We start from the raw sequence: 26,137 nt of genomic DNA, 5'->3' as shown, positions 1-26,137 counted from the left end.
CCTTGACCAGGCAATCGCCCCTTGGATGCCGCCCTGCCCCGTACTTTCCCGATCCGCCATGGGCGGCGGGCATGGCTGTGGGCGACCGTCCCGCTTTGGCTGGCGGCCTTCGCGGCCGCCCGCCTGCTCGAGTACGCGCCGTTCGCCAGCCTCTGGTTTCCGCCGACGGCGGTGACCTTCGCCGCGCTGGTGCTGTTCGGCATCCGCGGCATCCCGCCGGTGCTCATCGCCGCCCTCCTCGGCCACGCCTACACCTTGGAGCGGCTCGGCCTCGAGTGGACGACCGCCAGCGTTCTGGTGGGGGGATTCGGTTTCGCCCTCGCCCACACCGTGCCGATGGCCCTGCTGGCCGTCGCCCTGCAGCGCGTCGCGAAACGCGACCCGCTGGGGCGTTTCGGGCCGACCACGCTGTTCGTCCTGCTGGGCGGCGGCGTGGCCGCCTGTGCGGCGTCGGCGCTGGGCGGGAGTGCTGCGCTGGTGGGCGCGGGGATGGCGGAAAGCATCGACCTGCGCTGGTCGGTGGTGCCCTGGCTGATCGGCGACTACACCGGGCTTCTGGCCCTCGGCCCGCTGCTGGTCGAAGTCGTGCGCCAACGTGTCGCACCGGAGGCCGCGGCCAGCGCACCGCCGCCGCTGTGGCCGAAGCTCACAATCCTTATCGGCCTCATCGCCGGCACGCTCGCCGCCGCGGCTGTCTGGCCCGATGACGACGCCATCGTGTTCACCGTTTTCTTCGCACTGGTCGTGCAGCAGTGGATCAGCCACACCCAGACTCCGCGGCAGGCCCTCGGTGCGCTGGCCTGTGCGGCCGTCGCCATCGCCGTACTCGTGGCCAGCCTCGGCCTCGGCCAGCATGCGCTGAAGCTGCAGTTCGCACTGATCGCGCTCTCGCTGACGGCGTACTCGGCGCTGTCTTTCCTCGGACTCCGCGACGACAACCAGCGCCTGAAGGCCCTGCTCAGCACCGACCCGCTGACGGCCGCCGCGAGCCGTGCGCACTTCGCCGCCATCGTCACGCGGGCGATCGGCGAGGCCCAGCGCCTCGGCCAGCCCCTGACCGTCCTGATGCTCGATCTCGACCACCTCAAGCGCATCAACGATGGTCATGGCCACGGCGCCGGCGACGAAGCCCTCCGCCGATTCGCGGCGCTGTGCCGCGAGCAACTGCGGGCGGAGGACCTGCTGGGACGGCTGGGCGGCGATGAATTCGCCGCCTGCCTGCCCGGAGCCACCGTCGAGGTCGCGGAGGCGCGCGCTCGCATGCTGCTCACCACGCTCGGCTTGGCGAGCACGCCGACCCTGCCGCTGGCCGCGAGCATCGGCCTCGCCACCCTGGTGGACGGCGACACCTACGCCAGCCTGCTGCAGCGCGCTGACGACGCGCTGATGAAGGCGAAACGGGACGGTCGCGGCCGCCTCGTAGTGGCCTGATCAGGCCACCGTCGGAAGGCGGCGCGGGGTGTACTCGCGCAGCGCCTGGATGCGCTCGGCCAGCGGCGGGTGGCTCATGAACAGCTTCTTGAAGCCTCCGGCGACGCCGCCGGAGATGCCGAACGCGCGGACTTCCGAAGGCAGGGTGCTCTGGCCGTAGCTGTGGGCGAGGCGCTCGAGCGCCGCGATCATCTTCTCGCGGCCGGCGAGGTCGGCACCGCCGGCGTCGGCACGGAACTCGCGCCAGCGCGAGAAGGCCATGACGATGGTCGAGGCGAGGATGCCGAAGACGATCTCGAGCACCATCACGGTGACGAAGTAGCCGATGCCCGGGCCGTCCTCGTTCTTGAACACGACGCGGTCGATGATGTTGCCGATGATGCGGGCGAGGAACATCACGAAGGTGTTCACCACGCCCTGGATCAGCGTGAGCGTCACCATGTCGCCGTTGGCGACGTGACTGACCTCATGGGCGAGGACGGCTTCCGCCTCGTCGCGGCTCATGGCGCGGAGCAGGCCGGTCGACACCGCGACGAGGCTGCTGTTGCGCGACGCACCGGTGGCGAAGGCATTGATCTCGGGCGCCTCGTAGATGCCGACTTCCGGCATGCCGATGCCGGCCTTCTCGGCCTGGCGCTTCACCGTCGAGTACAGCCACTGCTCGATCTCGTTGCGCGGCTGGTCGATCACGCGCATGCCGGTGGAGCGCTTCGCCATCCACTTCGACAGGAACAGCGACACGAAGGCGCCGCCGAAGCCGAAGATGGCGCAGAACACCAGCATGCCGGTGTAGTTCACCTTGCCGCCCGCGAAGGTGGACAGCCCGAAGAAGGTGCTGAGGATCATCCAGACCACGGAGAACACCAGCAGGACCGCGAGGTTGGTGGCGAGGAATAGAGCAATACGCTTCATGGCGGGGACACCGGAACAAGTTGGTTCGAGCGCTTAGTGTGGCTTGGAAAGGTAAAGTTCAAGCGAAAAGCCACGCATCCCCGGACGATTCACGCCCTCGCCGTGACGCAGCCTTCACCACCATCGCCGCCGGCGCCCTACATCGGGCGCTTCGCGCCGTCGCCGACCGGCCCGCTGCACTGGGGTTCCGTGCTCGCGGCCTTCGGCAGCTGGCTGCATGCGCGCCACCACGGTGGCCGCTGGCTGGTGCGCATCGAGGACCTCGACCCGCCGCGCGAGCGGCCGGGAGCCGCCGCCGCCCAGTTGGCCACGCTGGCCAGCCTCGGCCTCCACGCCGACGGCGAGATCCTCTTCCAGAGCCGGCGCAACGCGCTCTACCGGCGCGCACTCGACACGCTGCTCGACACCGGACTCGCCTTCGCCTGCCGCTGCAGTCGCACCGATCTCGCCGCCAGCGACGGCATCCACCGCGCCTGCGTGGCCGTCCCGGACGACGCGCTGCGCACCCGCAGCTTCCGGCTGCGCGTGCCCGAGGCCGTCGTGGGTTTCGACGATCCGGTTCATGGCCGCTTCGAACAGCATCTGCGGCGCGACGTCGGGGATGTCGTGCTGCGCCGCGCCGACGGGCTCTGGGCATACCAGCTGGCGGTCGTCGTCGACGATGCCGCGCAGGGCATCACCCACGTCGTTCGCGGTGCCGACCTGCTTGACTCGACGCCGCGGCAGATCGCACTGCAACACGCGCTCCGCGTGGCGACGCCCGCCTACCTGCACCTGCCGCTGTGGCGCGACGCCGAGGGCCGGAAGCTCTCGAAATCCGAGGGTGCAGAGGCCATCGACGGCCAGCCACCGGAAGCAGTGCTGCGGCGCTGCTGGCTATCGCTGGGCCAGCCGCTCGAGGCCTGGCCGGAATGGCAGGGCGCGGAGGCCACGGTCGCGGCGGCGGCGGCGGCGTTCGACCCGGCCCGGATCCCGCGGGAACGCCCTGTCTCGGCCTGAAACCCCCGGGCCGCGGCCCAGGGCCGCCGAGAAACCGCGCACAGATCCGCCCCCCGGCAATGGCCTTGACAAGTCTTCACTTGCCGTTGTGCGGCGCGGCATCGACTCTGGGCGCCTCGGACAACGCCATCGACACCCCATGGATTCGCCGCGCCTGCTCAAGAAGTACCCGAACCGCCGTCTGTACGACACGCGCATCTCCAGCTACGTGACGCTGGAGGACGTGCGCCAGCTGGTGCTCGACGGGGAGGAGTTCGAGGTCCGTGATGCCCGCAGCGACCAGGACATCACCCGCCTGGTGCTCCTGCAGATCATCGCGGAGCGCGAGGAAGAGGGGCAGCCGATGCTGTCGACCGCCTCGCTGCAGCTGATGATCCGCTTCTACGGCGACCCGCTGCACGGCTTCATGAGCCGCTACATCGAACGCAGCCTGCAGCTCTTCCTCGAACAGCAGCACACGCTGCGCAAGCAGCTCGGCGGTCTGATCAGCAACTCGCCGTTCGCCATGCTCAACCAGATCGCCGAGCGCAACCTCGAGCTCTGGAAGAACTTCCAGCAGGGCGTGCTGAAGGGCGGCACGCTGGGCAGCGCCCCGGCGAAGAAGAAGGCGCCGCGCGCGAAGCCGGCCGCCAAGGCCCCGACGAAGAAAGTCCGCAGCTGAGGCGGGGCCCGGCGGCGCCGGGCCTACAGATCACGCGCGACGCGGAAACCGATGCGCGCCGACGTGAGCGCGGCGGGCACCTGAAGGCGGAAGGCCAAACGGCTCTGCTCCAGCGTGCTGGCCCAGCTGCCACCGCGCACCACGCGCTCCTCGCAGCCCGGATTCACCCAGGCACGGCCGTCACCCGGCGCGCGACGGTAGCTGTCGTGCCAGCAGTCTTCGACCCATTCCGAAACGTTGCCGATCAGGTCGTGCGTGCCGAAGCCCTCGGACGTGTACGTTCCGACGGGGGCGGGACCCCAGTGGCCGTCGGACCAGGCGCGGATCGCCCGCCCCCAGCGCCGACCCTGCGGTGACTGGTCGCCCTCGCCGGTGAGGTTGGCGACGGCGCGCGTGGGCGCGCGGTCCCCCCAGGCCCAGGGCGTGGCCCGGCCGCCACGAAGGGCGTACTCGAACTCCGCCTCGGACGGCAGCCGGTAGCGCAGGCCCGTGCGCACCGACAGCCATTCGGCATAGGCCACGGCATCGTCGAAGGCGATATGGATCACCGGTTCGTCCGGAGCGGCCGGCGTGCGGCCCTGGTAGCCACGGCGCCAGTGCGCGCCGCGCAACTCCAGCATGGCGCCACCGCGCTCGTCGTAGACGGTCGAACGACCGCGTCGCTCGGCGACGGTGCGGTAGCCCGTGGCCGCGACGAAGCGGGCGAACTCCGCCACGCTGGTTTCGCGGACTGCCAGCGCGAAGCCGCGCTCGAAACGCACACCGTGCGCCGGACGCTCGTTGTCGCGCGCACCCGCTTCGTCATCGGCCGCGCCCATCGAGAATTCGCCGTGCGGCGCCACCACCATCACCGGTCCGTCGATGCCGCCACCGAGGGCGTCGGCGAAGCGCTGGCCGGGACGGAAGTGGCCGTAGCGACGGGCCAAGGCGAGGCGGCTGGAGAGTTCATCGAGACCGGGCGCCTGGGGATCGATCTGTTGCGCATCCGCGAGGCGCGTCGCCGCACGCTGCAGGTCGAGGCGATCGATGGCCTCGTTGGCCTCATCCACCGCGACGGCGGCGGCGGCGGCCCGCGCCTGCGCCAGCGCGGCGCGAGCGTCCTGCACGGCATCGGGATCCAGCCCCACGCGCGCGGCACGCCGCAGATCGGCCTCCGCCGCATCGAACTCGCCCTTCGCGACCGACGCCGTGGCCCGATCGAGCAGGGCCTTCTCGATGCCTTCGAGGCCGGCCGACGCCGGGGCGAACCCGGGCACCGCCGCCAGCGCTTCGCGGTAGGCCGCTGCGGCACTAGCGCCGCGCGGGGCCAGCCATTGCCCGGCCTCGCGGCGGGCATCGCCGGATGCGGTGGCCGTCGCAGCCACACGGGCCGCGGCCAGGGCTTCCTCACGACCCGCGGCATCGGCCGGCGACACGACATCGAGTACCGCGTCGATCTCCTCGGCGGTGTCGAGATTCCCTGCGATCCGCTCCGCCTCGAAGCGCTCGCGCAGGCGTCCGATGATGCGGTCGCGGCCGACCTGCGCCTCCGGCATCGGCGGGTCGGCGTCGGCGAGGGCGGCGTACAAATCGAGGGCGCCGAGCGGTTCGTTGCCGTACCACAGGCCTTGGCGCTCGGCTTCGGTGGCCTGCATCAGCAGCGCGTCGCGCGCCTCGGCGGGCACGAGCAGCGGGGTGGGCTTCCACGCCGTGCGCGCCTTCAGCGGCTGGCGTTCGGCGGTGTCAGCCTCGGCCGGCGCCGCGGCCACCGTTTCCGCCGCGACGTCCGCGGCCGGCGCGGGGGATTCGGCGTCGTTCCCGCCACAGGCGCAGAGCAGCAGGGCCAGGGCGGAAGCGATGGCAGGCGCGGACGATCGGAAAGGCACGCGGGAAACAACGTCGTGGACAGCGCGGCGCGCGCGGCGGAGACGTTAGGCTAAGCCCCCCTCCCCTGCAAGGACAGGCATGAGTGTCACTGCGGTCGACCGCCCCGACGCCGCCCAGGCGGCGCTGGCGGCCCTTTCGGCGGGCGCACCGCTCGCCCTCGATACCGAATTCATGCGGGAGCGCACCTACTTCCCGCAACTGGCGCTGGTGCAGGCGGCCGATACCGACGGCCGCGTCGCCCTCGTCGATCCGCTGGATCCGGGCATGCGTGCCCCGATGGCGGCCTTCGTCGGCGCCACCGATGCGCTGATGCACAGCGCCAGCGAAGACCTCGTCGCCTTCCGCCATGCGCTTGGCGTGCTGCCGAAGACGCTTTATGACACCCAGATCGCGGCGGCTTTCGCCGGCCTCGGACCGGGTGTCGGGTACCAGTCGCTGGTGAAGACCCTGCTAGGCGTCGAACTGCCGAAGGCCGAGACCCGCTCCGACTGGCTGCGCCGCCCCTTGAGCGCGCAGCAGCTCGAGTACGCCGCCGACGATGTCCGGCACCTGCATGCCGCGGTCGCCGCACTCGACGAGAAGCTGCAGCACCGCGGCCATCGGGAGCGGGCGCTGGCCGACATGGCCCGCATGCTTGAGAACGCCCGCGAAGACCGCGACGACCCGCAGCCTCATCTGGGCATGCGCCCGGCCGCGCAGTTCGACCGGCTGTCGCAGGCCCGCCTGCGGCGCCTGCTCCGCTGGCGCGACCGGATGGCCCGGGAGAAGGACCTGCCCAAGCGCTGGCTGCTCGACAACGAGGTCGCCCTGACGCTCGCCCGACGCCCGCCGTCCACGCCGCAGGCGCTGGCCGCGGTGCTCGAGAGCGCGCGTTCGGCCAAGCGGCTGCAGGACCAGATCGCCGAACTGCTCGCCGCGCCGATGGACGATGACGAGGCGACGATGCCCTTGGCCACGGACAACGAGCGCGCGGATCGGGCCCGCCTGAAGGCCCTTCAGGCGGTGGTGGCCGAGAGGGCAGCCGCGCTCGACCTGCCCGAGGGGCTCGTCTGCGCACGGCGGCACCTCGAGAGTTTCCTGGTCGACGGGCAGTGGCCTGCCGCCCTGCACGGCTGGCGGCGCGAGGTCCTCGAAACCCCGATGCACCGAGCGCTGGAGCGCCTCGGCTGACGCCCGAGCCGCCTTGACGCCCGTCGATGGCGCGGCTCGGCTTGGCAAGCCTGCCGGCGGCAGCCTATACTTCCGCCCCTGCGCGGGGGGGTAGCTCAGCTGGGAGAGCGCGTCGTTCGCATCGACGAGGTCGTGGGTTCGATCCCCATCCTCTCCACCAACGCATCGAAAAGGCCGGGCATTGCCCGGCTTTTTTCGTTTCCGCCCTCCGGTGCCGGGGCCGCCGCTTGGTAGACTTCGCGCCCCGGAACGGCGCACCACCGGCCCTCCGACTCCATCCCTACCCGTCCCCGTAGCTCAGCTGGATAGAGCGCGCCCCTCCTAAGGGCGAGGTCGCACGTTCGAATCGTGTCGGGGACGCCATCGCCATCCAAGGAATCCCCATGACGCACCCCGTCCTCGCCGCCCTCGGCCTCACCGACCACGAATCCGGCACCTACCTCGGCCACGGCGAGTGGTCCGCCACGCGTGATGCCGGCGTGCTCGAGCCGGTGAACCCGGCCACCGGCGAAGTGCTGGGCAAGGTCTACGCGTCGTCGGAAGCCGACTACGCCACGATCAAGGCGCGCGCCAAGGCCGCCGCCGCGATCTGGCGCACCACGCCGGCGCCGAAGCGCGGCGAAGCCATCCGCCTCTGCGCCGAAGCCCTGCGCCAGCACAAGTCGGCGCTGGGCGCGCTGGTCTCGCTCGAGATGGGCAAGATCAAGGCCGAAGGCGACGGCGAAGTGCAGGAGATGATCGACATCGGCGATTTCGCCGTCGGCCTCGCCCGCCAGCTCTACGGCCTGACCATGCACTCAGAGCGCCCCGGCCACCGCATGTACGAGCAGTGGCACCCGCTCGGCATCGTCGGCGTGATCTCGGCCTTCAACTTCCCGGTCGCCGTGTGGGCCTGGAACAGCTTCATCGCCGCCATCTGCGGCAACATCACCATCTGGAAGCCCTCGCCGAAGACCCCGTTCTGCGCCGTGGCCTCGATGAAGATCTGCAACGACGCCCTGCGCGCCGGCGGCTTCCCGGACCTGTTCTTCCTGTTCAACGACGCCGGCACTGAGCTGGCCAGCAATTTCGTCGACGATCACGACGTGGCGCTGGTGAGCTTCACCGGCAGCACCAAGATCGGCCGCCAGGTCGGCGAGCGCGTCGCCCGCCGCATGGGCAAGTCGCTGCTGGAGCTGGGCGGCAACAACGCCATCATCGTGGACGCCACGGCCGACCTGAAGCTGGCCATCCCGGCCATCGTCTTCGGCGCCGTCGGCACCGCCGGCCAGCGCTGCACCAGCACGCGCCGTCTTTTCATCCACGAATCGATCTTCGAAGACGTCATCGCCAAGGTCGCCACCGCCTACAAGCAGGTCGAGGGCAAGATCGGCGACCCGAACGCCGAAGGCACGCTGATGGGCCCGCTGAACGACAAGGGCGCTGTCGCGGCCTTCCTGTCGGCCATCGAAAAGGCCAAGGCCGCGGGCGGTGTGGTCCGCAGCGGCGGCGCGGCCATCGAACGCCCGGGCAACTACGTGCTGCCGACCCTGATCACCGGCGTGGCCAACTCGGCCGAAGCCGTTCAGACCGAAACTTTCGCCCCGATCCTGTACGCCATGCCGTTCAAGACGCTGGACGAAGCCATCGCGATGCAGAACGCCGTGCCGCAGGGCCTGTCCTCAGCGATCTTCACGCAGAACCTGAAGGCGGCCGAAGCGTTCCTGTCGGCAGCCGGCTCGGATTGCGGCATCGCCAACGTGAACATCGGCACCTCGGGCGCAGAGATCGGCGGCGCGTTCGGCGGCGAGAAGGAGACCGGCGGTGGCCGCGAGTCGGGTTCGGACTCTTGGCGTGCCTACATGCGTCGTCAGACCAACACGATCAACTACTCGGATTCGCTGCCGCTGGCCCAGGGCATCAAGTTCGAACTCTAGTTTTTTGCCCCTACACTGGGCTTTCCGGGGGCCAAGAGGGATGTGTCAATGCGCAGGGTGATGGGGGCGGTGGCCGTTTGGGCCGCCTTGTGGGCTTCAGGGGCGGTGGCTCAGGAACAGGAGTTCGTCGCCGGCGACGGCACGCGTTTCAGCCTGCCCATGGAGGGCGGCGTGCCCGCCCGCGCCACCACGGATGAAGCCACCTTCGAAGCGGCCGGTTTCGACATCGACACCAGTGGCGCGCCGTCGCTCACCGATCGCTTCACGTTCCTGTTCAAAGGCGGCGAACAGCCGGTGCGCGTTCGCGTCGAGGACATCACGCTCGCCGCGCCCGTGGTGATCGTCGAGGCACCGGTCCCGGAAAGCCTGCCCGGGGCCGGCTTCCGCCGCTCGCGCTTCGAGCTGCAGGCCCCGACCTGCCCGATCGCCCGCGGCGAGCCCTGCAGCGCCTGGATGTTCGGCCCGCAGGCATTCCGCTTGTACCGCGTCACGCTCACCTACAACGGCGCCGGTCCGGTCGTGATGCTGCAGGCCGAGCCCTACCAGATGGGCGCGTTCATCGCCCGACTCGGTGACCGCATTCCCGACGCCACGGTGAGCCAGCCATGACCCATCCTGTTCGCCGCACGTCGTCGATGGCGATCGTCAGCCTCGTCGCCGGACTCCTCGGGTGGACCTTTGCCCCTTGGCTTGGCTCGATCATCGCGATCATCACCGGCCACATGGCCCGCGCCGAGATCCGCCGCGATCCGGCAGGCCTCGAAGGCGATGGCCTCGCCGTCGCCGGCCTCGTGCTGGGCTGGGCGATGATCCTCCTCAGCGTGTTCACCGTCCTCGCCATCGTGCTGTTCTTCGGCGGTCTGGCGGCTCTGGCCGCTCTCGCCGCCGGCATATCGGCCTGACCACGCCGCAAGGAAGACGCTCCGACGATGTATGGACTCGCCCGTCCGCTGCTGTTCCGCCTCGATGCGGAACACGCCCACGAACTCGCGCTGAAGGCGCTGGACACCGCCTGGCGCGCCGGCCTGAACCCGCTGCTGGCCTCGCGACCGAAGCCCTTGCCGACGACGGTGATGGGGCTGGCCTTCCCCAACCCGGTGGGCCTGGCCGCCGGCCTCGACAAGAACGGCGCCTGCATCGATGCGCTGGCCGCCCTCGGCTTCGGCTTCGTGGAGATCGGCACGACCACGCCGCGGCCGCAGGCCGGCAACCCGAAGCCGCGCATGTTCCGCTTGCCGGAGCACGAGGCTGTCATCAACCGGCTGGGCTTCAACAACGAAGGCGTCGATGCGCTCGTTCGCAATGTCGAGGCCTCGAAGCTCCGGCGCGTGGGCGGTGACACGATCCTCGGCATCAACATCGGCAAAAACAAGGACACGCCCAACGAGCAGGCGGCGGCCGATTACCTGCACTGCCTCGGCCGCGTGTACGCGCTGGCCGACTACGTGACGGTGAACATCTCCTCGCCGAACACAGCGGGCCTGCGCGAACTGCAGGAAGAGAAGGCGCTGCGCGCGCTGGTGAGCGAGATCTTCGATGCCCGTGAACGGCTGGCCACGCGCCACGGCCGCCGGGTGCCGGTCCTCGTCAAGATCGCGCCCGACCTGACCGAGGACGACATCGACGCCTCTGCGCGCGTGCTCGGCGAACTGAACGTCGACGGCGTGATCGTCAGCAACACCACAGTCGACCGCCTCGCCATCGATGGCCACCCCTTGGCGAAGGAACAGGGTGGGCTCTCCGGCAAGCCGCTGTACGGCAAGTCGACCGCCGTGCTGCGCCGCATGCGCTCGCGCCTGCCGGCGCATATCCCGCTGGTGGGCGTGGGCGGCATCCTCTCCGGGGCCGACGCGGCGGGAAAGATGACCGCCGGCGCGCAGCTCGTGCAGTTCTATACCGGCCTGATCTACCGCGGCCCGGCCCTCATCGGCGAGTGCGTGCAGGCGCTGCGGCATCGCCGCGACGGCGTGCGCGGATGAGCGAGGCTGGATACCGGATCAGCGAGAACGTCTCGCTGGCCGGCCGCAACACGTTCCGCGTGGACGCCAAGGCCGAGATGCTGGCCGACGTGCACGACCCGTTCGCCCTTCCCGCGCTGATGTCGGAGCCTTGGCTGCAGTTCGCGCCGCTGCTGGTGCTGGGCGAAGGCAGCAACGTGCTGCTGGCCGGTGACGTGCCGGGCCTGACGCTCTCACTGACGCGCGCGCGGATCGCCGTCATCGAGGACGCCGCGGACTCGGCGCTGGTGGCCGCCGATGCCGGCGTGAACTGGAACGACTTCGTGCACTGGACGCTCGGCCGCGGCCTCTGCGGCCTCGAGAACCTCGCGCTGATCCCGGGCACGGTCGGCGCCTCGCCGATCCAGAACATCGGCGCCTACGGCACCGAGGTGGGCGAGTTCATCGATTCGGTGCAGGCTTTTGATCGCGAGACCCTGCGCCTGCGCGAGTTCGAGCGCGAGGACTGCCGCTTCGGCTACCGCGACAGCGTGTTCAAGCGCGCGCCGGAACAGAACGTGATCACCGAAGTGCGCTTCCGCCTGCCGAAGGCGCGCGCCGTGCGCACCGGCTACGCCGGCGTCGACGAAGAACTCGCCGCCATGGGCATCGAAGGCGCGCCCACGCACCGCCAGGTGGCCGAAGCCATCAGCCGCCTGCGCTCGCGCAAGCTGCCCAACCCGGCCGTGCTCGGCAACGCGGGCTCGTTCTTCAAGAACCCGATCATCGATGCGGCGGTGGCGGACACGCTGAAGGCGGCACACCCCGCCCTGCCGGTCTTCCCCGGCGATTCTCCGGCGACGCGCAAGCTCTCCGCGGGCTGGTTGATCGACGCCGCCGGCTGGAAAGGCTTCCGCGACGGCGATGCCGGCGTGGCGCCGCAGCACGCCCTCGTGCTGGTGAACCACGGCCACGCGACTGGCGCGGATCTCCTGAGGCTCGCGGGCCGCATCGCCGGCTCGGTGCAGGCGCGCTTCGGCGTGGCGCTGGAGCCCGAGCCGCGGATCCTTGGCGGGCGCTTCCAGCCCATCGCTCCGGACCAGGCCCTCGCATGAGCGGCCTGCCGGACACGATCACGTCGTCCGGCCAGCGCGCGCGCAGCGAACTGCTGAAGGCGGTTGGGTACATGGTGTGCAGCGCGGCCATGTTCGCCTGCATGGCGGTGATGATCCGGCTTGCATCGTCGCAGCTGCACGCGTTCGAAATCGCCTTCTTCCGCAACTTCTTCGGCTTCGTCTTCGCCCTGCCGCTGCTGATGCACCACGGCATGGGCATCCTGAAGACCGACAAGCTGAGCCTCTACGTGGGCCGCTGCCTGATCGGCATCGTCTCGATGCTGTGCGGCTTCTACGCCATCGTGCACCTGCCGCTGGCGAAGGCGGTGACCATCAGCTACTCGACGCCACTGTTCGTCACCATCCTCGCGGTTCTGTTCCTCGGCGAGATGGTGCGTTTGCGCCGCTGGACGGCCGTAGGCCTCGGTTTCATCGGCGTGCTGGTGATCATGCGGCCCGGCGCGGACACCTTCGACGGCAACACCCTCGTCGCCCTGACGGCCGCCGTGCTCAGCGCCATCGTCGCCATCAGCATCAAGGTGCTGTCGCGCACCGAGAAGCCCGACGCCATCGTGCTGTGGACGACGATGCTGTGGGTGCCGTTGTCGCTGGTGCCGGCCCTGTTCGTCTGGACCTGGCCGACCGGCTGGACCTGGGCCTGGATCGTGGCCGCCGGGTTCTTCGGCACCGCGGGCCACATGTTCTGGACTCGCGCGCTGAAGCGCGGCGACGCCTCGATGCTGACGCCGATCAGCTTCATGCAGGTGCCGATCGTCGCGTTGCTCGCTTGGTGGCTGTTCGACGAGACGGTGACGGCTTGGACGGCCGCCGGCGCCGCCATCATCTTCGTGGCGAACGCCTACATCGCCCACCGCGAGGCGCAGGTCGCCTCGCGGGCCGTCACTGACGCCGAGATCAGCCCCGAGACGCAGAAGCGCTGAACCGGCCTTCCGGACCGAGACCCGCGCGCCGGCGGAGTGTCGTTGCCGCGTGATCGACATCGCCTTGCCCCCGACCTTCGGCACATGCCGGTACCGCCTGCCCGGTTAGGCTCCGGGACTGGCCGCCGCGCTGGCGCCGACACACCGCGTTATCCAGTAACAGACCCGGGGAATCCATGAAGAAGACGCTTCTCTCGCTGAGCCTCGCGCTCGCCTTCGCCGCGCCGTCGGCCTTCGCCGCCGAGGCGCCCAAGCTCGGCACGTTCGGTATCGAGCTCGGCAATCGCGACAACACCGTGCAGCCCGGCGACGACTTCAACCGCCACGCCAACGGCACCTGGTTCGACAACTACACGCTCAAGGACTACGAGACCCGCTACGGCTCGTTCAACACCCTGAGCGACCAGGCCGAGCTGCAGGTCAAGGCGATCATCGAGGAGCTGCAAGCTCGCTCCGACCTTGCCCCGGGCAGCGACGAGCAGAAGGTCCGCGACCTCTACGCCAGCTACATGGACACGGCGGCGCGCGACGCCGCCGGCATCACGCCGATCCAGCCGATCCTCGACGGCATCGCGAAGATCGATTCGGTTGCCGCGCTGACGGCCGCCTTCGGCCGCGCCGGCATGGACGGCAGCAACGCCCCGGTGGGCGGCGGCGTCGGCCTCGACCGCAAGGACCCGAACCGCTACCTCGTCGGCGTCGGCGTGGGCGGGCTCGGCCTGCCGGACAAGGATTTCTACCTGAACCCCGAGCCGCGCTTCGTGCAGATCCGCGCGGCCTACCTGGCCCACATCGAGAAGATGCTGGGCTTCGCCGGCCTCACCGACACCAAGCCGCGCGCCGAGGCGATCCTCGCGCTCGAGACCGAGATCGCGAAGAACCATTGGGACCGCGCGCAGCTGCGTGATCGCGACAAGACCTACAACCTCACGTCGTTCGACGACCTGAAGGCGCAGTTCCCGTCCTACGACTGGGCCGCGCACTTCGCCGCGCAGGGCCTGCCCACGCCGGCCGAAGTCAACGTGACCACGCCGAGCGCCGTCGGCCCGATCCTCGAGATCGTCGGCAAGACGCCGCTCAACGTGTGGCGCGATTACCTCACCTTCCACGCCGTCGACAACCACGCGCCCCTGCTCTCGACTGAAATCGACCAGGCCGCATTCGCCTTCAATGGCACCGTGCTTTCCGGCCAGCGCGCCCAGCGCGAACCGTGGAAGCGCGGCGTGGCGCTGGTCGGCGGCGGCCAGGGCCTCGGCGACGCCGTGGGCAAGGTGTACGTGGCCCGCCACTTCCAGCCGGAAGCCAAGGCGGCCATGGACGCGCTGGTCGAGAACCTGCGCAAGGCACTGCGCCAGAACATCGACAACCTCGACTGGATGGGCGCCGCCACCAAGGAAGAGGCCTACAAGAAGCTCGAGAGCTTCCGTCCGAAGATCGGCTACCCGACGAAGTGGCGCGACTACGCGTCGGTCACCATCGTGCCGAACGACTTCATGGCGAACGTGCTGGCCCTGCGCCAGTTCTATACCAACGACCAGAACCGCCGCCTCGGCACCGTGCCGGACCGCGACGAGTGGTTCATGACGCCGCACACCGTCAACGCCTACTACAACGCGACCTTCAACGAGATCGTGTTCCCGGCGGCGATCCTGCAGCCGCCCTTCTTCGACGTGAACGCCGATCCGGCCGTGAACTACGGCGCCATCGGCGGCGTGATCGGCCACGAGATGGGCCACGGCTTCGACGACCAGGGCTCGAAGTCGGACTGGCAGGGCATCCAGCGCAACTGGTGGACCGACGAGGACCGCGCGCGCTTCGAGGAGCGCACCAAGGCACTGGTGGCGCAGTACAACCAGTTCTGCCCGCTCGAAGGCCACTGCGTGAACGGCCAGCTCGCACTCGGCGAGAACATCGGCGACCTCGGCGGCCTGTCGATGGCCTACACGGCCTACCAGATGAGCCTCAACGGCCAGCCCGCGCCGGTACTCGGCGGCCTCACCGGCGACCAGCGCTTCTTCCTCGCCTGGGCGCAGATCTGGAAGTCGAAGTACCGCGATGAGGCGATGATCAACCAGGTGAAGGTGGGCCCGCACTCGCCGCCGCAGTTCCGCATCAACGGCCCGCTGCGCAACCTCGACGAGTGGTACAAGGCCTTCAACGTGCAGCCGGACGACGCGCTGTACGTGAAGCCGGAAGAGCGCGTGCGGATCTGGTGATCCGCCGCGGCGCGTGAACGAGAACGGCCACCGCGAGGTGGCCGTTCCGTTTTCAGCGGGCTAGCGAATGGTGAAGGGAAACTGCTGGATGACGCGCAAGTCGACCGGCTCACCGTCCTTCGTGGCGGGCTCGAAGCGCCATAGCTTCACCGCGCGCTTGGACACCTCGCCGAACACGGGTTCGGACGCCCGCAGCACCTCGATATCCCGGGTCGAGCCATCCTTCGCGATCACGAAGGCAACGGACGCGAAGCCTCCCCGCCGCTCGAGGACAGCGACGGCCGGAAACTCCGGGACACGTCCGCGGATGAGACGCGGCGCCGTGTCGCAATCGCCGCTGGCGCAGTAGTACTCCGTTCCCTGCGACGCCATCCTCGCGTTGAACTCGTCCTCGCGGAGGCTTCCGCCTGCGTAGGGCGCCCCGGAGGACGCACATCCCGCGAGCAGGGCGATCAATGACAGCAAGGCGACGACTCGGGGGGTGTTCGGGCTACGCATCCTTGAACGCTCGCGATGATGGGGGGGATCTCAAGCGTAATTCTTAGCCACGTAGTCGTCGATGATCCCGACGAACTCGCGGGCGATGTTCTCGCCCTTCAGCGTCATCGCCTTCTCGCCGTCGATGAACACCGGCGCGCTCGGCGCTTCACCGGTGCCGGGCAAGGAGATGCCGATGTTCGCGTGGCGCGATTCACCGGGGCCGTTCACCACGCAGCCCATCACCGCGAGCGTGAGGTTCTCGACGCCGGGGTGCTTCAGCTTCCACACCGGCATGTTCTCGCGCACGTGTTCTTCGACCGTCTTCGCCAGCTCCTGGAAGAAGGTGCTGGTGGTGCGGCCGCAGCCCGGGCAGGCGGTGACCATCGGCGTAAACGCGCGCAGGCCCATGGTCTGCAGCAGCTGCTGCGCGACGATCACTTCATTCGTGCGCGACTGGCCGGGCTCCGGCGTCAGCGAGATGCGGATGGTGTCGCCGATGCCTTCCTGCAGCAGCACCGACAAGGCCGCCGTGCTGGCGACGATGCCCTTACTGCCCATGCCGGCCTCGGTGAGGCCGAGGTGCAGCGGGTACTCGCAGCGCGCCGCGAGGTCGCGGTAGACGGCGATCAGCTCCTGCACGCCGCTCACCTTCGCGGAAAGGATGATGCGGTCCTTCGGCAGGCCGAGTTCGACGGCCTTCTCGGCCGAATCCAGCGCCGAGCGCACGAGGGCCTCGCGCAGCACGCGGGCGGCGTCCCAGGGGGCGGCGCGCTTCGCGTTTTCGTCCATCAGCACGGCGGCGAGGTTCTGGTCGAGCGAGCCCCAGTTCGCGCCAATGCGCACGGGTTTGTCGTACTGCAGCGCCTTCTCGATGATCGAGGCGAACTGCGTGTCCTTCTTCTTGCCGAAGCCGACGTTGCCGGGGTTGATGCGGTACTTCGCCAGCGCCTCGGCGCAAGCGGGATGCGCTTCGAGCAGGGTGTGCCCGTTGTAGTGGAAGTCACCGATGATCGGCACGTCGATGCCCATCATCGCCAGCCGGTCGCGGATGTGCGGCACGGCGGCGGCCGACTCCTCGTTGTTGACGGTGATGCGCACCTTCTCGGAACCCGCGCGCCAGAGCTCGGCGATCTGCTGCGTGGTGCCCTTGATGTCGGCGGTGTCGGTGTTGGTCATCGACTGCACGACGACGGGGGCGTCGCCACCGACGACGACCTTGCCGACACGGACGGGAATGGAACGGCGACGCGGCGAGGGAACAGCGGAACTCATCGGATCACTCAGGAATGCCCGGCGGTCGCCGGCGCGTAGCGGTAAAGGAAATAGTCGCCCAGGGTCTGGACGAGGCGAAGGTCGCTCAGGCGGCCTTCGGGGCGGCGGTCGAGCAGCTGGTCCACGGGCTCCTGCTCCCGCCCGATGCGCAGCGGCTCACCCTGCGGCAGGCGCTGGCCGGCGAGATACAGCCAGTCGCCGCCGCCATAGGGAGGACGCAATTCCAGCGCACGAAGCGGCGCGCGGCTCGCGGCACCGGTGCCCATCAACGCGACAGCCGTGGCCGCGCGAGAGAGCAGCTCGACGCCAGCCATCACTTGCCCATCGGCCTCGTAGCGCAACCAGCGGAGGATGCCGAGCATCCAGTCGGACGGGTCTTCCTGGTCGCCGACATGGATGCCGACGACCTCGCCGACGCGCAGGCGCAGCTGGTTGTCCTGGGCCCAACGCATCCGGTAGCCACCGAGGCTCTGGTCGACGACCAGGGCAGGGATACGCGCCGAACGCGCGGAGACCTCCGCGCCGCCCGCCGACCACGAGGCCCGCGCGGTCTCCGTCAACGCGTCGCCGAGCACCTGCCTCGCGAAGGCGTCGAAATCACGCTCGCCGCTGGCCTGGTAGTGCAGGCCCGACAGGCCGAACACCGTCTCTACGGTGTGGCCGGCGTCGAGCCGGGTGAACTGCCGCGCGGCCGCGTGCGAGAACGCGCGGCGCAGCTTGCGCAGGCCATCAGCGCTCATCTTCACCGGCACGCCGTGCTCGGGCATCACGGTCGCGCTCTCGCCGTCGCTGGCCGCGAGGGCGGCTTCGACGGCCGCGGCGAAGCCCACGAGGTCGAGGTACTGGCGCGGCGGCGCCTTGCCGCCGGGGCCTTCATCGGCATCGTCGGCCACGCCGACCGCGGTGGCCGACGGGGTGTCGCGCAACGGCGTGCGGGCGGCGAAGGCTTCGCACATCGCCCACACGCGCTCCTGCTCGGGCTGCGAAAAGGCCCGCGGATTCACCACGTGCATCAGCAGCAGCTCGACGTAGCGCTGCTGGACGCTCGGCAGCCCGGACACCAGCGGATCGGACGAGGGACGGCGCTCGAGTTCGCGCTCCACGGCGAAGCGATAGGTGCGATGCAGGCCGCGCCAGGCGTCGACGGGAAGATCGGCATAGACGCGCCAAGCCACGAGCAAGGCCTCGCCGTAGTGGTAAGCGGCGCGCTGCACGGCCTCGGCGACCTGCCCGCCGCGCAGCCACGGCAGGCTGCCCGACGGCCCGCACTGGTCGGCCGCGGCCATCCGGTAGGCATGGGCAAGGCGAAGATGCAGTTGCTCGAGTTCGACCGGAAGACCCGCGAGGTCACCGGCCAACGGCAGCGGCTTGCCGGCGAACAGGCGCTGCGTCGAGAGCGCGTTGTCGAGGATCGCTGGGCGCAGCACTTCGGCGATCTCGCGGCGCGTGGCGCCCTTCAGCGCGTGCGTCGACGACAGCGCCTCCAGCGCACGGAGAAGGGCGCGTCGCGTGGCGGCCACATCGGCGCGCGGCAAGGTGTCGATCCAGCCGGCGGCGCGCTTCGCGTCGGGGCCGAACGGCAGCTCCGCGCGCAAGCCCGGCGGCAGGGTTTCGCCCAAACGTCGATACACTTCGCCCATGCGCCATCGCCTCCGTCCAAGGCCCCCAGTGTACCGTCGCGCCCACGGCCGCCGCATGGCACGGAGCAAGGCCGGCGGGGCCGCATCGTGAGCGCCACTGGCCCGGCAGGCCGCCCCACGCTGCGGCCGCACCAGCTCAACACCCTGGCCCGCGACCTGCTGGAAGGCAGCTTCCCGTCCATCTGGGTCGAGGGCGAGCTCTCCGGTGTCGCGCGACCGGCCTCCGGGCACCTGTACTTCACCCTGAAGGACGAGCGCGCGCAGGTGCGCTGCGCGATGTTCAAGATGAAGGCGCAGTACCTGCGATTCCTGCCGCGCGACGGCATGCAGGTGCTGGTCCGCGCCAAGCTCACGCTGTACGAGCCCCGTGGCGACTACCAGCTGGTGCTGGAGCACATGGAAGAGGCCGGCGAAGGCGCATTGCGCCGGGCTTTCGACGCCCTGAAGTCGAAGCTCGATGCCGAAGGCCTGTTCGCCGAGAGCCGCAAGCGCCCGCTGCCGCGTTTCGTGCGCCGGTTGGGCGTGCTCACGTCGCCGAGCGGCGCGGTGATCCGCGATATCCAGAGCGTGCTGTCGCGGCGCTGGCCGATGCTCGAGGTCGAGCTGCTGCCGGTGCCCGTGCAAGGCGCCAATGCCGCGCCGGCCATCATCCAGACCCTGCGCGCTGCCTATGCCGCGCGGCGCCATGACGTGCTTCTTCTGGCACGCGGCGGCGGCTCCCTCGAGGACCTTTGGTGCTTCAACGACGAGGCGCTGGTGCGCGCCATCGCCGATTCGCCGGTACCGGTGGTATCGGCCGTGGGGCACGAAGTTGATTTCACGCTGGCGGATTTCGTCGCCGATCTGCGCGCCCCCACACCCTCTGCGGCGGCCGAGCTTCTGGTGCCGGACCGCGCCGAGATGCAGGCGCGTGTCTATCATCTGCACCTGCGCCTGCAACGTCGGCTTCAGGAGTCGCTGGATCGGGCCCGCCAGCGCGCCGACCACGCCGGGCTCCGGCTGCAGGCCGAGCGCCCGCAGCGCCGCTTCGAGCGCGGGCGGGATCGCGCGGAATCGCTGCGACTGCGCTTGGCGGCGGCCCTCGCCGGTCGGCTCGCGACACAACGCAGCGGGCTGGCGACGATGTCGAAGCGGCTGGAGCAGCAGGCCCCTGCGCTTCGCCTCCAGCGACTCCGACAACGGCTCGCCCTGCTCGGCGCGCGGCAGGACACCTCGCTGCGGCGAGGTTTGCAGGCGCGGCTGGGCCTGCTTCGCGAACTCGGCCGCGGCCTGCACGCCGTGAGCCCACTCGCCACCCTGGGCCGCGGCTACGCCATCCTGCAGCGCGAGGACGGTCATGCCGTGCGCCGCGCCGATGAAGTCGCGGCCGGCGACACGCTGCGCGCGCGGCTCGCCGAGGGTGGATTGCGCCTGCGGGTGGAATCGAACGATGGAGACACGCCGTGAACCCTGCGGGTGGCCCCCACGGGACGTGCGCATGACGGCTGCCCCCCTCTGGCTGGCGAACCGGGCGGTGCACACGGGCAGCTCGCTGCCGATGCGCGATGCGTGGAGCGGCGAGACGATCGCCGAGGTCGCGCAGGCCGGCCCCGACGAGATCGAGCAGGCGATCACCGCGGCCCACGCCGCGCGGCCGGCGATGGCCGCCCTGCCCGCATGGCTTCGCCGCGATGTGTTGGAGCACCTGCTGGCCCGCGTGCGCGAACGCGCAGAATCGCTCGCCCAAACCATCACGGCGGAAGGCGGCAAGCCCATCGCTGCCGCACGCGCCGAGGTCGCCCGGGCGCAGGCCACGTTGCGCGAAGCCGCCGCGGAGGCCGGCCGCCTCGATGGCGAGGCCCTCGACCTCGACCGCGACGCCGCCACCCGCGGCTGGCGTGGCTTCACCCGGCGCGTTCCGGCCGGCGTGGCGAGCCTGATCACGCCCTTCAACTTCCCGCTCAATCTGGTGCTGCACAAGCTGGCGCCGGCCCTCGCCGCGGGCTGCCCCGTTCTTCTCAAGCCCGCCCCGGCCACGCCGCTCACCGCCCTGAAGCTCGGCGAGTGGCTGGCCGAGTGCGATCTGCCCGAAGGCGCGTTCTCGATCCTGCCCTGCGCGAACACGCACGCCGCGCCGTTCGTCGAGGACGCGCGCATCGCGGTGCTGAGCTTCACCGGCGGGCTGGTCGGCTGGGACCTGAAAGCCCGCGCCGGCAAGAAGCGCGTGGTGCTGGAACTGGGAGGCAACGCGGCCTGCATCGTCGACGCCGATCCCGGCGCCGACCTCGACCACGTGGTGTCGCGGATTGTTTCTGGCGCGTATGGCCAAGCCGGACAGAGCTGCATCAGCGTGCAGCGCCTGATCGTCCATCGCGGGGTGTTGCCGGCCTTGCGCGACAAACTGGCGGACGTCGTGCGTGCCCTGCCCCAGGGCGATCCGCGCGACCCGCGCACCGTCGTCGGACCGATGATCAGTGCCGCGGCCGCGGATCGTCTCGAATCATCGATCGCCAGCGCAATCGCCGCGGGAGCGACGGCCCTCGTCCGCGGAGCACGGCGTGATGAGTGCCCTTCCCTGCTCGGGCCGACGCTGCTGGAGAACGTTCCCCGCGACCATCCGCTCTATCGCGAGGAAGCCTTCGGGCCGGTGCTGCTGCTCGAAGCCGCGGAGGATTTCGACCACGCCCTCGAACGCGCCAACGACAGCCGCTTCGGCCTGCAGTGCGGCGTGTTCACCACGCGCATGGACCACGCGATGCGCGCGTGGGACGCGCTCGACGTCGGCGGCGTGGTGATTGGCGACGTGCCCACGGTGCGCGTCGACCGCATGCCCTACGGCGGGGTGAAAGACAGTGGGCTCGGCCGCGAAGGGCCGCGGTGGGCCATGGATGATTTCAGCGAGACGCGGCTGTTGGTCACTACACGCAACTAGGCGATCATCACCTCAGCCCCGATTTCGGAAAACAAGCGATGCCCCGCCTCATCAAGCGACTTCTGTTCTCGCTTCTGTGTGCCGGGATAACCCTGATCGCGCTGACCATCTTCGTTGCTCATTCTTTCCCGCCATCGCGAGAGGATGTGGAAGCTGGCTTCTGGATCACTCCGGGGGGTGTCGGCGCTCTGTTGCCGATAATGGTTTTCGCCGGCATTTGGCTCGCGATCACGGGCGGAGGGGCTCTCGTTGTCGGACTGCTCGCTTTCGCATTGTTCCCGCTTCTTGGACCGCTGACCGCGCACTTTCGCGGAACGGCCGTTGAGGCGTATTGGGTGGTCAGAGACGACGCCCTCGAGGCTAAGGACTGGAACACTGTCCTGAAGGCGTTTCCGGATGCTGCGTCAAGGGCTCACTGGATGCCAACGGTTCCGGATGACCTTCCGGAGGAATTCCATCCTCAGCCCGGCATCCGACTTCCCTACTCGGCAGAGAATCTCCGCTTGGCGAGGAAGATCGCCAAGCTGCTGGATGGATACGTCCAGGAGAGGCGTGCACCTCTTGATGGCTAGCGCAACCGGGGCGCAAACCGAAACGCTGCTCCATCCGACACAAGAAGGGCCTGCCAATGAGCGGAGCCCCTCCATGCCGACCCGTCGTTCACGCATCACCCCCACCCTTCTCGCCACCGCGATCCTGCTGGCCTAGGCAGTCTGTCCGCTATCGAGCAGCCTCATCGAGACCGCTGGGGCGCACCGAAGACCGCCGCATCACGCAATGGCCGTTTTCCTCAACCTCCAGCCCGGCAAGCTGCCCGGCGATCCGGATCGCGGATGAACCCGCACTGCGCTTCGCCACCGCCCGTTCGGGCGCGGCAGTGGGCCCGCAGATCATCGTCGCGGATGAAGCCGCACTGGCTCGATTCACCATCCGTGGTGGCGCGACAGAATGCGCGCTGATCGGCATCGCGGATGAAGCCGCACTGGCTCCCACCGCCGCCCGTCTCGGCCCGACAGCGCGAACGGAGGTCGGCATCGCCGATGAAGCCGCACTGCGCTTCGCTGCCCTCCTGCTTGGCCCGGCAGTAGGCCCGCTGGTCGGCATCGCGGATGAAGCCGCATTCGCTGCTGCTTCCGCCCGCCTCCGCACGGCAGGCCGCGCGGTGATCGGGGTCCTTGATGAAGCCGCATTCCGACGACCGGGCCTGAAGCCCGGACGCGGCGAGGAGGGCCAGCCAGAGCGGCAAGAGAGCGAGAAGGAAGCGCATGCGGGAAGCCTGCGCCGGAGCGCGGGCGGCTTCAACCCCGTTCCTTGGCTTCGGGCGTTGAAGTCGTCACCCACCCCGGAGCACCGCCATGTCCACCCGTCCCACCCGCATCGCCCCCACCCTGCTCGCCACCGCCGTGCTGCTGGCCCTTCCGGGCTGCCAATCCTCGAGCGACGTCGCCGGCAGCGCACCTCCACCGCCCGAGGAACCGGCCGTCCTGCAAGAGCGCAGCCGCGAACAGGAATCCCGGCGGCTCGAATCGGTGGTCGTGACCGGCACGCGGATCCGCGGCGCCGAAGCGAACGCCATCGCCGACGTCGCCTACGCGCCCGCCCCGCCGCCCGCACCGCCTGCGCGTTCGGCGCCGCTGGGCTACGCCGCGCCGTCCGTGGCCGCGCCGGCCGCGAACTTCGCCGCGCTCGCCGAGCCCAACGCCGAGCGTTATGCCGATGTTCCGCCGAACCCGGTGCAGCGCGTCGCCGAGCAGCCAGTGTCCACCTTCAGCATCGACGTCGACACCGGCAGCTACAGCAACCTGCGCCGGATGATCGGCTGGGGCCAGCGCCCGCCCGCCGACGCGGTGCGCGTGGAGGAACTTCTGAACTATTTCGACTACGGCGATACCGCCCCCATTTCGCGAAGCCAGCCGTTCGCGGTGCACACCGAGGTGGCCCCGGCGCCGTGGAACGCCCGCCGCCTGCTGATGCGCGTCGCGCTGAAGGCCTACGAGGTGCCGGCCACGGAGCTGCCGCCAAGCAACCTGGTTTTCCTCGTCGACACCAGCGGTTCGATGCAGGACGCCGACAAGCTGCCGCTGGTGAAGCAGGCCCTGCGCGAACTGGTGCTGCAAATGCGCCCACAGGACCGCATGGCGCTCGTCGTCTACGCGGGTAGCGCCGGCCTCGTGCTGCCGCCCACGTCGGGTGCCGAGCGCGGCACCATCCTCGAAGCTCTGGATCGCCTCGAAGCCGGCGGTTCCACCAATGGCGGCGCCGGCATCGAACTCGCTTACCGCATCGCCCGCGAGGCGAAGATCGACGGCGGCGTGAACCGCATCGTGCTGGCCACCGACGGTGACTTCAACGTCGGAACCACGGACCAGACCACGCTCGAGGCTTTCGTCGCCGAACAGCGCAAGCACGGCATCGCGCTGTCGACGCTCGGCTTCGGCCAAGGCAACTACAACGACGCGATGGCCGAGCAGCTCGCGAACATCGGCGATGGCAACCATGCCTACATCGACAGCCCGCGTGAGGCGCGCAAAGTGCTGCGCGACGAGATGGCCGGCACCCTGCTGACCGTCGCCAAGGACGTGAAGATCCAGGTCGAGTTCAATCCGGCGCAGGTGGCCGAGTACCGCCTCGTCGGCTACGAGAACCGCCAGCTGAAGCGCGAGGACTTCGCCAACGACGCCGTTGATGCCGGCGAGATCGGCGCGGGCCACGACGTCACCGCCCTGTACGAGATCGCGCTCGTGGGCAGTGGCGGCGAATGGAACGCGCCGCTGAAGTACGCCGCCGGAGCGCGCACGCCTGGCACCGGTGCCGAGGGCGAGTTGGCCACCGTGCGGCTGCGCTACAAGGCCCCGGAAGGTGGCGCGAGCCAACTGCTGGAGCGCCCGGTCCGCCGCGCCGACATCGCCACCACTGCATCGCCCGCACTGCAGTGGGCCGCCGCGGTGACGGCCTACGGCGAGCGCCTACGCGGCGGCGAAGCCTTGGGCGGCGCCGGCTGGAACGAGGTGGTGCGATGGGTCGACGGGGCCTTCGGTGCAGCACCCGACGCCCGCGATGCGGCGAGTCGCGACGAACTGCGGCGGATGGTTCGCCAGGTCGCCGCTCTCGACGGCGAGACGCTGCCCGAGGCCGAACGGCCCGCGCTGGCGGTGTCCGAATGACGCGAATTCGCCTACCCTCCCGCGCATGGATGCCGAGCGCAGCGACGAAGCCTTGATGCTGGCCTATGCGGCCGGCGAGGCCGAGGCCTTCGAGCCGCTGTACGCGCGCCACCGCGGCCCGCTGTTCCGTTTCATCCTCCGCCAGGTGCGCGTGCAGGCCACGGCGGAGGAGCTCTTCCAGGACGTGTGGCAGAAGGTCGTCACCGCGCGCGACCGCTACCGGCCGGAGGCGAAGTTCAGCACCTGGCTTTACCAGATCGCGACGAACCGGCTGACGGACCACTGGCGCGCGGCGACGCACCGCCCGATGGCCAGCGAGGACGACATGGCGCGCTTGGAGCGCGAGGCAGATCCGGAAACGCCCGAGCACACGCTCTCCGTCTTCGAAGAGCGCCGCCGCCTGCAACGTGCGCTCGAATCACTGCCGCCCGACCAGCGCGAGGTCGTGGTGCTGCGGCTTGAACAGGAACTCTCGCTGGAGGCGATCGGCGAGATCACCGGCGCCGGCCGCGAAACGGTGAAGTCGCGGCTGCGCTATGCGATGGACAAACTGAGAGCCCGCCTCGGCGGCCAGCGCGATGGCCCCGAGGCGCAAGCCGCGACAGGATCGAACCGATGAGCACCGACCGCCACGACCCGCTGGACGCCGACGAGCGCGAGCTCGCCCGCGTGCTGCGCGCCCTGCCGGCTGGCGAACCGCCGTCGGCCCTCGATGCGCGCATCCTCGCGATGGCCCGCGATGCCGTCGTCACCACGCCCTTGCAGAAGGACGAGGCCCAGCCGCGTCCACGCCGCGCTCCGCGCATCGCCTGGGGCCTGGGCGTGGCCGCGAGTTGCGTCTTCGCCGCCGGCCTCGTGTGGCGCATGGGCGGTTTCGGCACCGAGTCCTTCGACCTCGTCGGCACCGAACTGCGCGAGGACATGGCACCGAGCGCGGCGAATGCCGAGCCCGACGTACAGCCCGCCGCGCCGCTGCCACCCGCACCGGAGGAGCACATCAGCGTGGAGATCGGCGTGGCGGCGACTCCCGCGCGCACGATCGCACCGCCACCGCCGCCTCCCCCGCCACCGCCTCCGATGGAAGCGCCCGCTCCGCAGGCGGCCGTTGCCAGCGCGCCTGCCGCTTCGCCTCCGGCACCGCCTGCACCGCCGGCCGAAGCCGAACGCGCCCGCGAACAAACGTCGATGCGCATGGCGCCCGAGCCCGCGCCCGCCGGCGCCTGGTCCGCCGACGCTTCGGAGCCCGCCGCCCTCGAAAGCATCACCGTGTTCGGCTCGCGCGTGGGCGGCGTCGAGGCCGCCACCGTGGTGGCGGAAGACAGCAGTGCGGGTCCGCAGACGTGGATCCAGCGCATCCGCGCGCGCATCGACCGCGGCGACACCGAGGGCGCGCGACAGAGCCTCGAGGGCTTCATCGAACGCCATCCGCGCAAACCGCTGCCCCAGGACCTGATCGACTTCGGCCAGGCGGCCGGCATCGACGGCCTCTCCCGCGACGACGAGTGA

At 70.1% G+C, this 26,137-nt stretch carries 23 protein-coding genes and 2 tRNA genes; 19 read left to right on the top strand and 6 right to left on the bottom strand.

Features of this window, described 5'->3' with window-relative positions:
• Positions 1-21: 21 nt before the first annotated feature.
• Positions 22-1,431, top strand: a complete 1,410-nt coding sequence (locus tag ACIQ6S_RS00455; RefSeq protein WP_397606613.1) for a diguanylate cyclase — start codon at positions 22-24, stop codon at positions 1,429-1,431.
• On the opposite strand, the gene htpX is transcribed toward ACIQ6S_RS00455, so the two are convergent.
• Positions 1,432-2,343 carry a protease HtpX gene (gene htpX, locus ACIQ6S_RS00450; protein ID WP_397606612.1) on the bottom strand — a complete coding sequence of 304 codons (912 nt, stop codon included), beginning with the start codon at positions 2,341-2,343 and terminating at the stop codon, positions 1,432-1,434.
• A gap of 102 nt (positions 2,344-2,445) precedes the next feature.
• Between htpX and gluQRS the strand changes: the two genes are divergently transcribed.
• On the top strand, positions 2,446-3,342 hold the full coding sequence (gluQRS, locus tag ACIQ6S_RS00445) for a tRNA glutamyl-Q(34) synthetase GluQRS (RefSeq protein WP_397606611.1): 897 nt from the start codon (positions 2,446-2,448) through the stop codon (positions 3,340-3,342).
• A 139-nt stretch (positions 3,343-3,481) separates the two neighbouring features.
• Positions 3,482-4,003: a polyhydroxyalkanoate synthesis repressor PhaR gene (phaR, locus tag ACIQ6S_RS00440; protein ID WP_397606610.1), complete on the top strand. Its 522-nt coding sequence runs from the start codon at positions 3,482-3,484 to the stop codon at positions 4,001-4,003.
• Positions 4,004-4,026: 23 nt separating this feature from the next.
• Here the strand turns inward: phaR and ACIQ6S_RS00435 are convergent, their stop codons facing one another.
• Complete coding sequence (locus tag ACIQ6S_RS00435) at positions 4,027-5,868, bottom strand: formylglycine-generating enzyme family protein (protein WP_397606609.1); 1,842 nt, start codon at positions 5,866-5,868, stop codon at positions 4,027-4,029.
• 79 nt (positions 5,869-5,947) lie between these two features.
• On the opposite strand from ACIQ6S_RS00435, the gene ACIQ6S_RS00430 reads away from it, so the two are divergent.
• The 10 genes from ACIQ6S_RS00430 (at position 5,948) to ACIQ6S_RS00385 (ending at position 15,164) form a co-directional block, all read left to right on the top strand.
• A complete protein-coding gene (locus tag ACIQ6S_RS00430; RefSeq protein ID WP_397606608.1) occupies positions 5,948-7,039 on the top strand; it encodes a ribonuclease D in 1,092 nt (363 codons plus the stop codon).
• Positions 7,040-7,123: 84 nt separating this feature from the next.
• Positions 7,124-7,199: transfer RNA gene (locus ACIQ6S_RS00425), tRNA-Ala, on the top strand.
• Between the two features lie 126 nt (positions 7,200-7,325).
• Positions 7,326-7,402: transfer RNA gene (locus tag ACIQ6S_RS00420), tRNA-Arg, on the top strand.
• A 20-nt stretch (positions 7,403-7,422) separates the two neighbouring features.
• Positions 7,423-8,955, top strand: a complete 1,533-nt coding sequence (locus tag ACIQ6S_RS00415; RefSeq protein WP_397606607.1) for an aldehyde dehydrogenase family protein — start codon at positions 7,423-7,425, stop codon at positions 8,953-8,955.
• 105 nt (positions 8,956-9,060) lie between these two features.
• On the top strand, positions 9,061-9,564 hold the full coding sequence (locus ACIQ6S_RS00410; RefSeq protein WP_397606606.1) for a hypothetical protein: 504 nt from the start codon (positions 9,061-9,063) through the stop codon (positions 9,562-9,564).
• Positions 9,561-9,857: a DUF4190 domain-containing protein gene (locus tag ACIQ6S_RS00405; RefSeq protein WP_397606605.1), complete on the top strand. Its 297-nt coding sequence runs from the start codon at positions 9,561-9,563 to the stop codon at positions 9,855-9,857. The genes ACIQ6S_RS00410 and ACIQ6S_RS00405 overlap by 4 nt, the downstream gene beginning before the upstream one ends.
• A 27-nt stretch (positions 9,858-9,884) precedes the next feature.
• Positions 9,885-10,934: a quinone-dependent dihydroorotate dehydrogenase gene (locus tag ACIQ6S_RS00400; protein WP_397571989.1), complete on the top strand. Its 1,050-nt coding sequence runs from the start codon at positions 9,885-9,887 to the stop codon at positions 10,932-10,934.
• On the top strand, positions 10,931-12,007 hold the full coding sequence (murB, locus tag ACIQ6S_RS00395; RefSeq protein ID WP_397606604.1) for a UDP-N-acetylmuramate dehydrogenase: 1,077 nt from the start codon (positions 10,931-10,933) through the stop codon (positions 12,005-12,007). Before ACIQ6S_RS00400 ends, murB begins: the two co-directional genes overlap by 4 nt.
• A gap of 17 nt (positions 12,008-12,024) precedes the next feature.
• Positions 12,025-12,948 carry a DMT family transporter gene (locus ACIQ6S_RS00390; RefSeq protein WP_397606740.1) on the top strand — a complete coding sequence of 308 codons (924 nt, stop codon included), beginning with the start codon at positions 12,025-12,027 and terminating at the stop codon, positions 12,946-12,948.
• Positions 12,949-13,124: 176 nt separating this feature from the next.
• Positions 13,125-15,164, top strand: a complete 2,040-nt coding sequence (locus tag ACIQ6S_RS00385; protein ID WP_397606603.1) for a M13 family metallopeptidase — start codon at positions 13,125-13,127, stop codon at positions 15,162-15,164.
• A gap of 60 nt (positions 15,165-15,224) precedes the next feature.
• Here ACIQ6S_RS00385 and ACIQ6S_RS00380 read toward each other — a convergent pair whose 3' ends face one another.
• The 3 genes from ACIQ6S_RS00380 to ACIQ6S_RS00370 form a co-directional block, all read right to left on the bottom strand.
• On the bottom strand, positions 15,225-15,620 hold the full coding sequence (locus ACIQ6S_RS00380) for an energy transducer TonB (protein ID WP_397606602.1): 396 nt from the start codon (positions 15,618-15,620) through the stop codon (positions 15,225-15,227).
• Between the two features lie 72 nt (positions 15,621-15,692).
• Positions 15,693-16,916, bottom strand: a complete 1,224-nt coding sequence (ispG, locus tag ACIQ6S_RS00375) for a flavodoxin-dependent (E)-4-hydroxy-3-methylbut-2-enyl-diphosphate synthase (RefSeq protein ID WP_397606601.1) — start codon at positions 16,914-16,916, stop codon at positions 15,693-15,695.
• An 8-nt stretch (positions 16,917-16,924) separates the two neighbouring features.
• Positions 16,925-18,556 (bottom strand): hypothetical protein, encoded by a 1,632-nt coding sequence (locus tag ACIQ6S_RS00370; RefSeq protein ID WP_397606600.1) that lies wholly within the window; start codon positions 18,554-18,556, stop codon positions 16,925-16,927.
• A gap of 87 nt (positions 18,557-18,643) precedes the next feature.
• Between ACIQ6S_RS00370 and xseA the strand changes: the two genes are divergently transcribed.
• Genes xseA through ACIQ6S_RS00355 form a run of 3 tightly spaced genes read left to right on the top strand, consistent with a single transcriptional unit; the run spans position 18,644 to position 22,039 of the window.
• Positions 18,644-20,002 (top strand): exodeoxyribonuclease VII large subunit, encoded by a 1,359-nt coding sequence (xseA, locus tag ACIQ6S_RS00365; protein WP_397606599.1) that lies wholly within the window; start codon positions 18,644-18,646, stop codon positions 20,000-20,002.
• Between the two features lie 31 nt (positions 20,003-20,033).
• A complete protein-coding gene (locus tag ACIQ6S_RS00360; protein WP_397606598.1) occupies positions 20,034-21,467 on the top strand; it encodes an aldehyde dehydrogenase family protein in 1,434 nt (477 codons plus the stop codon).
• Between the two features lie 38 nt (positions 21,468-21,505).
• Positions 21,506-22,039 (top strand): hypothetical protein, encoded by a 534-nt coding sequence (locus tag ACIQ6S_RS00355; RefSeq protein WP_397606597.1) that lies wholly within the window; start codon positions 21,506-21,508, stop codon positions 22,037-22,039.
• Between the two features lie 218 nt (positions 22,040-22,257).
• Here the strand turns inward: ACIQ6S_RS00355 and ACIQ6S_RS00350 are convergent, their stop codons facing one another.
• Positions 22,258-22,734, bottom strand: a complete 477-nt coding sequence (locus ACIQ6S_RS00350; protein ID WP_397606596.1) for a hypothetical protein — start codon at positions 22,732-22,734, stop codon at positions 22,258-22,260.
• Between the two features lie 88 nt (positions 22,735-22,822).
• Between ACIQ6S_RS00350 and ACIQ6S_RS00345 the strand changes: the two genes are divergently transcribed.
• Genes ACIQ6S_RS00345 through ACIQ6S_RS00335 form a run of 3 tightly spaced genes read left to right on the top strand, consistent with a single transcriptional unit; the run spans position 22,823 to position 26,137 of the window.
• Positions 22,823-24,631 carry a von Willebrand factor type A domain-containing protein gene (locus tag ACIQ6S_RS00345; RefSeq protein WP_397606595.1) on the top strand — a complete coding sequence of 603 codons (1,809 nt, stop codon included), beginning with the start codon at positions 22,823-22,825 and terminating at the stop codon, positions 24,629-24,631.
• 25 nt (positions 24,632-24,656) lie between these two features.
• Positions 24,657-25,250: an RNA polymerase sigma factor gene (locus ACIQ6S_RS00340; RefSeq protein ID WP_397606594.1), complete on the top strand. Its 594-nt coding sequence runs from the start codon at positions 24,657-24,659 to the stop codon at positions 25,248-25,250.
• The gene (locus ACIQ6S_RS00335) at positions 25,247-26,137 is read left to right on the top strand and encodes a hypothetical protein (protein WP_397606593.1); all 891 of its coding nucleotides are present in this window, start codon (positions 25,247-25,249) and stop codon (positions 26,135-26,137) included. The genes ACIQ6S_RS00340 and ACIQ6S_RS00335 overlap by 4 nt, the downstream gene beginning before the upstream one ends.

Source organism: Silanimonas sp. (assembly GCF_044377035.1).
Taxonomy (GTDB): Bacteria; Pseudomonadota; Gammaproteobacteria; order Xanthomonadales; family Xanthomonadaceae; genus Silanimonas.
The sequence above is the reverse complement of the archived record's forward strand: the minus strand, read 5'-3'. Positions and strand labels throughout refer to the sequence as shown.

Excerpts from the sequence above, each read along its gene's own strand:
- htpX (WP_397606612.1), bottom strand. The coding sequence starts at position 2,343 with ATGAAGCGTATTGCTCTATTCCTCGCCACCAACCTCGCGGTCCTGCTG.
- phaR (WP_397606610.1), top strand. The coding sequence starts at position 3,482 with ATGGATTCGCCGCGCCTGCTCAAGAAGTACCCGAACCGCCGTCTGTAC.
- ACIQ6S_RS00430 (WP_397606608.1), top strand. The coding sequence starts at position 5,948 with ATGAGTGTCACTGCGGTCGACCGCCCCGACGCCGCCCAGGCGGCGCTG.
- ACIQ6S_RS00415 (WP_397606607.1), top strand. The coding sequence starts at position 7,423 with ATGACGCACCCCGTCCTCGCCGCCCTCGGCCTCACCGACCACGAATCC.
- ACIQ6S_RS00405 (WP_397606605.1), top strand. The coding sequence starts at position 9,561 with ATGACCCATCCTGTTCGCCGCACGTCGTCGATGGCGATCGTCAGCCTC.
- ACIQ6S_RS00400 (WP_397571989.1), top strand. The coding sequence starts at position 9,885 with ATGTATGGACTCGCCCGTCCGCTGCTGTTCCGCCTCGATGCGGAACAC.
- murB (WP_397606604.1), top strand. The coding sequence starts at position 10,931 with ATGAGCGAGGCTGGATACCGGATCAGCGAGAACGTCTCGCTGGCCGGC.
- ACIQ6S_RS00385 (WP_397606603.1), top strand. The coding sequence starts at position 13,125 with ATGAAGAAGACGCTTCTCTCGCTGAGCCTCGCGCTCGCCTTCGCCGCG.
- ispG (WP_397606601.1), bottom strand. The coding sequence starts at position 16,916 with ATGAGTTCCGCTGTTCCCTCGCCGCGTCGCCGTTCCATTCCCGTCCGT.
- ACIQ6S_RS00370 (WP_397606600.1), bottom strand. The coding sequence starts at position 18,556 with ATGGGCGAAGTGTATCGACGTTTGGGCGAAACCCTGCCGCCGGGCTTG.
- ACIQ6S_RS00360 (WP_397606598.1), top strand. The coding sequence starts at position 20,034 with ATGACGGCTGCCCCCCTCTGGCTGGCGAACCGGGCGGTGCACACGGGC.
- ACIQ6S_RS00355 (WP_397606597.1), top strand. The coding sequence starts at position 21,506 with ATGCCCCGCCTCATCAAGCGACTTCTGTTCTCGCTTCTGTGTGCCGGG.
- ACIQ6S_RS00350 (WP_397606596.1), bottom strand. The coding sequence starts at position 22,734 with ATGCGCTTCCTTCTCGCTCTCTTGCCGCTCTGGCTGGCCCTCCTCGCC.
- ACIQ6S_RS00345 (WP_397606595.1), top strand. The coding sequence starts at position 22,823 with ATGTCCACCCGTCCCACCCGCATCGCCCCCACCCTGCTCGCCACCGCC.
- ACIQ6S_RS00340 (WP_397606594.1), top strand. The coding sequence starts at position 24,657 with ATGGATGCCGAGCGCAGCGACGAAGCCTTGATGCTGGCCTATGCGGCC.
- ACIQ6S_RS00335 (WP_397606593.1), top strand. The coding sequence starts at position 25,247 with ATGAGCACCGACCGCCACGACCCGCTGGACGCCGACGAGCGCGAGCTC.